The organism is Streptomyces sp., from assembly GCF_031181555.1.
GTDB classification, from domain to species: domain Bacteria; phylum Actinomycetota; class Actinomycetes; order Streptomycetales; family Streptomycetaceae; genus Streptomyces; species Streptomyces fimbriatus.
Genome location: NZ_JAPSKQ010000154.1, coordinates 1 through 7,512 on the forward strand (window position 1 = coordinate 1; position 7,512 = coordinate 7,512).

The 7,512-nt window shown below is 73.2% G+C and carries 6 protein-coding genes; 5 read left to right on the forward strand and 1 reads right to left on the reverse strand.

Annotated features, from left to right (window positions below):
* The 4 genes from RIM90_RS25030 to RIM90_RS25045 all read left to right on the forward strand — a co-directional run.
* A partial coding sequence (locus RIM90_RS25030) for an aspartate kinase (protein WP_309063017.1) occupies positions 1-817 on the forward strand: 817 nt, incomplete at its 5' end.
* Positions 817-1,890 (forward strand): aspartate-semialdehyde dehydrogenase, encoded by a 1,074-nt coding sequence (locus tag RIM90_RS25035; RefSeq protein ID WP_309063018.1) that lies wholly within the window; start codon positions 817-819, stop codon positions 1,888-1,890. The genes RIM90_RS25030 and RIM90_RS25035, both read left to right, overlap by 1 nt.
* A 474-nt stretch (positions 1,891-2,364) precedes the next feature.
* Complete coding sequence (locus RIM90_RS25040; protein WP_309063019.1) at positions 2,365-2,961, forward strand: SigE family RNA polymerase sigma factor; 597 nt, start codon at positions 2,365-2,367, stop codon at positions 2,959-2,961.
* On the forward strand, positions 2,958-4,391 hold the full coding sequence (locus RIM90_RS25045) for a hypothetical protein (protein ID WP_309063020.1): 1,434 nt from the start codon (positions 2,958-2,960) through the stop codon (positions 4,389-4,391). Before RIM90_RS25040 ends, RIM90_RS25045 begins: the two co-directional genes overlap by 4 nt.
* A gap of 46 nt (positions 4,392-4,437) precedes the next feature.
* On the opposite strand, the gene RIM90_RS25050 is transcribed toward RIM90_RS25045, so the two are convergent.
* Positions 4,438-5,292 carry an SURF1 family protein gene (locus RIM90_RS25050; protein ID WP_309063028.1) on the reverse strand — a complete coding sequence of 285 codons (855 nt, stop codon included), beginning with the start codon at positions 5,290-5,292 and terminating at the stop codon, positions 4,438-4,440.
* Between the two features lie 364 nt (positions 5,293-5,656).
* On the opposite strand from RIM90_RS25050, the gene RIM90_RS25055 reads away from it, so the two are divergent.
* Entirely contained in the window at positions 5,657-7,504 is a 1,848-nt protein-coding gene (locus RIM90_RS25055) for a prolyl oligopeptidase family serine peptidase (RefSeq protein ID WP_309063021.1), read from the forward strand.
* Positions 7,505-7,512 lie beyond the last annotated feature (8 nt).

Sequence of the window (7,512 nt, forward strand, 5' to 3'; positions counted from 1 at the left end):
CGACACCACCGCCGTCGCCCTCGCCGCCGCGCTCGACGCCGAGGTGTGCGAGATCTACACGGACGTCGACGGTGTGTTCACCGCCGACCCGCGCGTGGTGAAGAAGGCCCGGAAGATCGACTGGATCTCGTTCGAGGACATGCTCGAACTGGCGGCCTCCGGGTCCAAGGTGCTGCTCCACCGCTGTGTGGAGTACGCCCGCCGGTACAACATCCCGATCCACGTCCGCTCGTCCTTCAGCGGACTGCAGGGCACGTGGGTCAGCAGCGAGCCGATTCAGCAAGGGGACAAGCAGGTGGAGCAGGCTCTCATCTCCGGTGTCGCGCACGACACCTCCGAGGCCAAGGTCACGGTCGTCGGTGTGCCGGACAAGCCGGGCGAGGCGGCCTCGATCTTCCGCGCGATCGCCGACGCCGAGATCAACATCGACATGGTCGTGCAGAACGTGTCCGCCGCCTCCACCGGTCTGACGGACATCTCCTTCACCCTCCCGAAGGCCGAGGGCCGCAAGGCCATCGACGCCCTGGAGAAGGCGAAGACCGCCATCGGCTTCGACTCCCTGCGCTACGACGACCAGATCGGCAAGATCTCCCTGGTCGGCGCCGGTATGAAGACCAACCCGGGAGTCACGGCCGACTTCTTCACGGCGCTCAGCGACGCCGGCGTGAACATCGAGCTGATCTCGACCTCCGAGATCCGCATCTCGGTCGTCACCCGCAAGGACGACGTGCCCGAGGCCGTCCGCGCCGTGCACTCCGCCTTCGGGCTGGACTCCGACAGCGACGAGGCCGTCGTCTACGGAGGCACCGGCCGCTGATGTCCGGGACCGGACGACCCGGGCGCTCCGGGCGGCCGACGCTCGCGGTCGTGGGAGCGACCGGGGCCGTCGGCACGGTCATGCTCCAGATCCTGTCCCAGCGGGCGGACATCTGGGGCGAGATCCGACTGGTCGCCTCCCCGCGCTCGGCCGGCCGCAAGCTGGCCGTGCGCGGTGAGGAGGTCGAGGTCGTGGCGCTCACCGAGGAGGCCTTCGAGGGGGTCGACGTCGCGCTGTTCGACGTCCCCGACGAGGTCGCCGAGCGGTGGGCGCCCCTCGCCGCCGCGCGGGGCGCGGTGGTGGTCGACAACTCCGGCGCGTTCCGCATGGACCCGGACGTGCCGCTGGTCGTTCCCGAGGTCAACCCGCACGCCGTGCGGATGCGGCCGCGCGGGATCGTCGCCAACCCGAACTGCACCACCCTGTCGATGATCGTCGCGCTGGGCGCGCTGCACGCCGAGTTCGGCCTGCGCGAGCTGGTCGTCTCCTCGTACCAGGCGGTCAGCGGCGCGGGGCACGCGGGCGTGCGGACGCTGCGCGAGCAGTTGTCCCTGGTCGCCGGTACGGAGCTGGGGACCGGCCCCGGTGACCTGCGGCGGGCCGTGGGGGACAGCACCGGGCCGTTCCCGGAGCCGGTCGCGCTGAACGTCGTGCCGTGGGCCGGGTCGCTGCGGGAGGACGGCTGGTCGTCGGAGGAGATGGAGGTCCGGGGCGAGTCCCGCAAGATCCTGGGCCTGCCCGCGCTGCCCGTGGCGGTCACCTGCGTGCGCGTCCCGGTGGTCACCGCGCACTCGCTGACCGTGCACGCCCGTTTCGAGGGCGAGGTCACCGTCGACCGGGCCCGTGAGATCCTCGCCACGGCGCCCGGCGTGGTGCTGTTCGACAATCCGGCCGCCGGGGAGTTCCCCACCCCCGCCGATGTCGTCGGGACCGACCCGACGTGGGTCGGGCGGGTACGGCGGGCCCTGGACGATCCGACGGCGCTGGAGCTCTTCGTGTGCGGGGACAACCTGCGCAAGGGAGCCGCGCTCAACAGCGCGCAGATCGCCGAGTTGGTGGCGGCCGGGTCGTGAAAAACCCTGGCCCCCACATGATTCATTCGTAGGATCTGTGTAAGTCTGGTGGGCCGGGTTCTTGATCCGGGCCGCTTGGTCCGGGCCACTGGAATCGGCCTGCCCCGCAGTCGAGGATGTGCCTCCCCGCCCTCCGCAACCGAGCGGAGGGCGGGGAGCGTCTTTGCGGTCACCCCTTCGGGGCGTGGGGGGCGCGTTCTTCCAGGCGTGGGGACGCCTGGAGCCGGGCGTGGGGACGTCCGTTCACATAAAACACAGGGGAAGAGCGGGACGCATGAGGGCATGGAATGTGCTGTCGGTGGCGCTGCCTGACGCGGGCGGCCGGCCGGTGGTACCGGTCGGCGCACAAGTGACGCCCGGCGCGTACAACCCTTATGGGGGGAAGCGCGTCCAACTGGCGTGGCAGAGGTACTCGATTTCACAGCGCCGCGTGGCAGGGCCCTACGGCCTCCCCGCCAGGCCCTCCGACCCCGCATGCCCGGCGCGTCCGGCGGCATGCCGGTGATCGCGCCCATGCCCGCAGCGCGCCCCGCCCGCATACCCGGTCAGCGTGACGGAGCCGACGACGTCGTGGCGGCCGGCACCACCGTCGACCATCTCACCGAGACCTACCGCGCGCACTACCGCTCGCTGCTGGGTCTCGCGGCGCTCCTCCTCGACGACACCGCCTCCTGCGAGGACGTCGTCCAGGAGGCGTTCATCCGTGTGCACTCCGCCCGCAAACGCGTGCGCGACCCCGAGAAGACCCTGGCGTATCTGCGGCAGACGGTCGTCAACCTCTCCCGCTCCGCGCTGCGCCGCCGCATCCTCGGTCTCAAGCTGCTGTCCAAGCCCATGCCCGACATGGCGAGCGCGGAGGAAGGCGCCTACGACCAGTTGGAGCGCGACTCCCTCATCAAGGCGATGAAGGGGCTGCAGCGCCGCCAGCGCGAGGTGCTGGTGCTGCGCTACTTCGCGGACATGACCGAGGCTCAGGTCGCCGAGACGCTCGGCATCTCGCTGGGCTCGGTGAAGGCGTACGGCTCGCGTGGCATCGCGGCGCTGCGGCTGGCCATGGAGGCGCCGGCATGAGCGACGGCAAGGACGCGCGGCCCGAGGAGCGCGAGCCGGAGGGCCTGCTCCCGCCCGGCGACGCCCGCGAGCCGGAGGGACCGCCCGCGCCCGAAGGCGTGCGGGAGTCCCGGGCCGCGGGCGAGCCCGGTGACGCGGACGGGTCCGGTGACACGGGCGGGTCCGGGGACGTGGCCGGGTCCGGGGATGCGGGCGCGTCGGAGAGCACCCGTGAGCCCGGGGAGACGGGCGGGGCGGGGAAGAGCCGTGAGTCCGGCGACGGCCCCGACGGCCCGTCCGAGCCCGTGCAGTCGGAGGAGCCGACGCGGCTGCGCGGGCTCGGGAAGCCGCACGGACACAAGCCGAAGCAATCGCACGCTGGGAACGGAACTGTGAACCACGGCCCCGACGAACAGGGCCCCGAAGGACTCGACTCGGACGAGCTGGCACTGCGCACGATGCTGCACCAGGCGGTGCGGGAGGTGGAGCCGAGCGACGGCACGCTGGACTACCTGCGCCGGGCGGTCCCCGCCCGCCGGGCCCGCAAGCGGCAGGCCCTCGTCGGTGTGGCCGCCGCCGTGCTCTTCGTCGGCACCGCCGTCCCCACCGTCGTCCACGTCTCGAACTCGACCGGTTCCGACGCCAACCCGTCCGCCGTCGGCCACGCCGCGCAGGAGCAGGGCGGCACCGGCGGGGGCAAGGGCCCGGACGACGGCGAGACCACCGCGGGCGGCGCCTCGAACCAGGTCGAGGGGACCGACAAGGACGACAAGAAGGACAAGGACAAGGACAAGGACAAGGGCGGCGCGAGCACCGGCACCAGCGAAGGCGCGACCGAGGGCGCCGGTCCCTCGGCCGGCACCGCGGCCGGGGCGTCCGCCTGCACCGCCGCCCAGCTCGGCCCGGCGGCCGCGAGCAGTGCCGCCCCCGACTCCACGGGCGCGGTCTACGGCTCCTTCAAGGTCACCAACGTCTCCACCGCGAGCTGTACCGTCGACGGCCCCGGCAGCGTGACCGCGGCACCGGCGGGCGCGGCCGATCCCGCCAAGGTGACCTCGGCCCGGCACGTGGCGGGCGACGCGGCGGCCGGTCTGCCCGACCCCTCCCAGGAGGCGATGAGCCTGGTGCTCAAGCCGGGTGAGGCGTACGAGGTGAAGTTCGCCTGGGTGCCCTCCGAGCCCTGTCCCACCGTGGGCGGCGGCACGGGCGGCGGCGGCACCGGCGGTCCCTCGCCCGACCCCTCGCCCACCGAGAACCCGACCACGACGAGCGGCGCGTCCACCGGTACCGAGACCGGGATGACCACGCAGCTGGTCATGGAGGACGGCACGACCGACGGCAGCGTGACGGTGACGTACACGGCGGCCACGGGCTCGGGCGCGGGCACCGCGACGGTGGGCAACGCCTGCGCGGGCACGGTCTACTGGACGGGCCTGCTGACGACGATGTGACCTCGGGGCCGCCGCGGCCCCGCCGCTCTCCCGAGCCGGCCCGGCGTCACACCCCGGACGGGCTCGACCGCTCCGCCGCCGACGCCGGCTCGCGTTCCTGGTCCCGCTCCTGCTTCTGTGCGCGCTCCCGTTCCGGATCCTCGTCCGGGACCAGGCCGAGTTCCGCGTCGCGGGCGAACTCCAGCTCGCGGCGCAGGAGGCGGAACCACATGAAGATCACGAAGCCCACGAAGGCGAACCACTCCGCGGTGTAGCCGAGGTTCTGGAACGCCTTCAGGTCGAGGCCCGTCCCGCCCGGCGCGGACGCGGGCACCGCCTTCATCCCCGAGTCCCCCCGGTTCAGCGTGACCCAGGCGTCGTACACGTCGTACGGCACCAGGTTCACCAGCGAGGCCGCGCTGATCGCGGCGGTCTGGCCGTCGGGCAGTCCGCCGCGGGCGCTGACGCCGTTGCTGCCCGGTGTCTCGGACGCCTGGAGCGCGCCGGTGACGGTGACCTCACCGGCGGGCGCCGCGGGCACCTTCGCCGGGTCGGGGTCGCCGGGCAGCCAGCCCCGGACGACGGGCAGCGCCTTGCCGGTGTCGGTGCGCAGCAGCGTCAGGACGTAGTGGCCGCGCTCGCCGTCCAGCGTCCGGTCGGGCACGAGCAGCTGCTTGTCGTACCGGCCGGTCGCGGTGGTCTGCTTGCCGGAGGTCGCCTTGGTCACCGGCAGCAACCGGTCCAGCGGCCTGGCCGCCTCCCGCTTGTCCGAGGTGATCCGCTCCTCGGCCTCGCGGTGGTTGTCCACCCGGTCCTCGAACCGGCCGAGCTGCCACGACCCCATGAAGACGCAGAAGGGGATGGCGAGCAGCACGAAGACGTTGATCCCCCACCATCGGGGCGTCAGCAGAAACCGGTACACGCCCTCCACGGTACGGTGCTCCCGGCCGCCGCCGGCCCGCGGGGTCGGCGCGTCGCGCCCCGCCTCCGCGTCCACGGCCGGACCCGCTCGGTACCGCTCGGCCAGGCGCTCACGGCCCGCGGGCGGTCCGTACGGCTCGGGCCGGAAGTCGACGACCCCGGACATCCGTTCCGATCCGTCCCCCCCCCCGTGAAGAACGGGAGGGCGTGCGTCACCTCCGGTCCGACCGCGAGCAGGGCCCGGGTGACCGTCCGATCCGGCTCGGCCTGCTCGTGGGGCGTGCCGGTGGAAGATCCGGTGGAGGTTGTCCACAGGCTGGGGACCTCGGCGGCGCGACACCCCCCGGGACGGGCAGTATGGGGCCATGACTGAGAGCAACGGGTCCGACGCGCCGGACCGGCCGGACCAGACCGAGCGAGTGGTGGAGCAGGGCGAGGACATGCCCGACTGGGAGAAGCGCTTCCGTGCGCCCCGGGTGTCCCTGCCCGAATGGGCGGAGGACGCACCCGACCGCTCCCTGTTCGTGTCGAACGCGACGGGGACGTACGAGCTGTACGCCTGGGACCGGTCGACGGGCGAGCAGCGCCAGGTGACGGACCGCCCCAACGGCACGACGGACGGCGTGCTCTCGCCGGACGGCGAGTGGATCTGGTGGTTCGACGACAAGGACGGCGACGAGTTCGGCGTCTGGCGCCGCCAGCGCTTCTCCGGCGGCGAGGACGACCTCGCGGCGCCGGGCCTGGACCCCTCGTACCCCGCCGGTCTCGCGCTGGGCCGGGACGGCCGTACGGCGGTCGTGGGCCGCTCCACGGACGAGGACGGTACGACCATCCACCTGGTCCGCGCCGGCGAGCCGCCCGTGGAGATCTACCGCCACCGCGAGTCGGCAAGCGTCGGCGACCTCTCCCACGACGGTTCGCTGATCGCCGTGGAGCACACCGAGCACGGTGACGCGATGCACTCCGCGCTGCGGGTGCTGCGCCCCGACGGCACGGTGGTCGCCGAGCTCGACGACACCAAGGGCGGCACCGAGGAGCTGGGCCTGGAGGTGCTGGGCTTCGCCCCGGTCGCCGGCGACACCCGGCTGCTCGTCGGGCACCAGCGGCGCGGCCGCTGGGAGCCCCTGGTGTGGGACGTGGCGACCGGGGAGGAGACGGACCTCGCCCTGGAGCTGCCCGGCGACGTGAGCGCCGAGTGGTACCCGGACGGCACCGGCCTGCTCATCGCGCACGGCTTCGAGGCCCGCGGCGAACTGTTCCGCTACGACCTGACCGAGCGGCGGCTGGTGAAGGTCCCCACCCCGCCCGGCGCGGTCTCGGGCGCGACGGTCCGCCCCGACGGCAGCGTGGAGTACCTGTGGTCGTCGGCGGCCGAACCGCCGGCGGTCCGTTCCACGGCGGGCGGTGTCGTCCTCGACCCGCCCGGGATGAAGTCGCCCGGCTCGGTCCCCGTGGAGGACGTGTGGGTGGAGGGCCCCGGCGGCCGTATCCACGCCCTCGTCCAGAAGCCGGCGGGCGCGACCGGTCCGCTCCCGACGGTCTTCGACATCCACGGCGGCCCCACCTGGCACGACAGCGACTCCTTCGCGGCGGGCCCGGCGGCCTGGGTCGACCACGGTTACGCGGTGGTCCGCGTCAACTACCGCGGCTCCACGGGCTACGGCCGTGCCTGGACCGACGCCCTGAAGCACCGGGTGGGCCTGATCGAGCTGGAGGACATCGCGGCGGTCCGCGAGTGGGCGGTCGACTCGGGCCTGGCGGACCCCGCCCGGCTGATCCTCACCGGCGGCTCCTGGGGCGGCTACCTCACCCTCCTCGGCCTCGGCACCCAGCCCGACGCGTGGGCGCTGGGCATCGCGGCGGTCCCGGTCGCCGACTACGTCACGGCGTACCACGACGAGATGGAAGCGCTGAAGGCCATGGACCGCACCCTGCTGGGCGGCACCCCGGAGGAGGTCCCCGAGCGCTTCGAGGCGTCCTCCCCGATCACCTACGTCGACCGGGTCAAGGTCCCGGTCTACATCTCGGCCGGCGTCAACGACCCGCGCTGCCCCATCCGCCAGATCGAGAACTACGTCCGGCGCCTCGAGGCCCGCGGCGCGGTCCACGAGGTCTACCGCTACGACGCCGGACACGGCTCCCTGGTGGTGGACGAGCGCATCAAGCAGGTACGGCTGGAACTGGACTTCGCGCGACGGCACCTCGGCCGGTGACCCGGTGA

Coding starts and splice junctions, on each gene's coding strand:
- RIM90_RS25035 (WP_309063018.1), top strand. CDS start 817: ATGTCCGGGACCGGACGACCCGGGCGCTCCGGGCGGCCGACGCTCGCG.
- RIM90_RS25040 (WP_309063019.1), top strand. CDS start 2,365: ATGCCCGGCGCGTCCGGCGGCATGCCGGTGATCGCGCCCATGCCCGCA.
- RIM90_RS25045 (WP_309063020.1), top strand. CDS start 2,958: ATGAGCGACGGCAAGGACGCGCGGCCCGAGGAGCGCGAGCCGGAGGGC.
- RIM90_RS25055 (WP_309063021.1), top strand. CDS start 5,657: ATGACTGAGAGCAACGGGTCCGACGCGCCGGACCGGCCGGACCAGACC.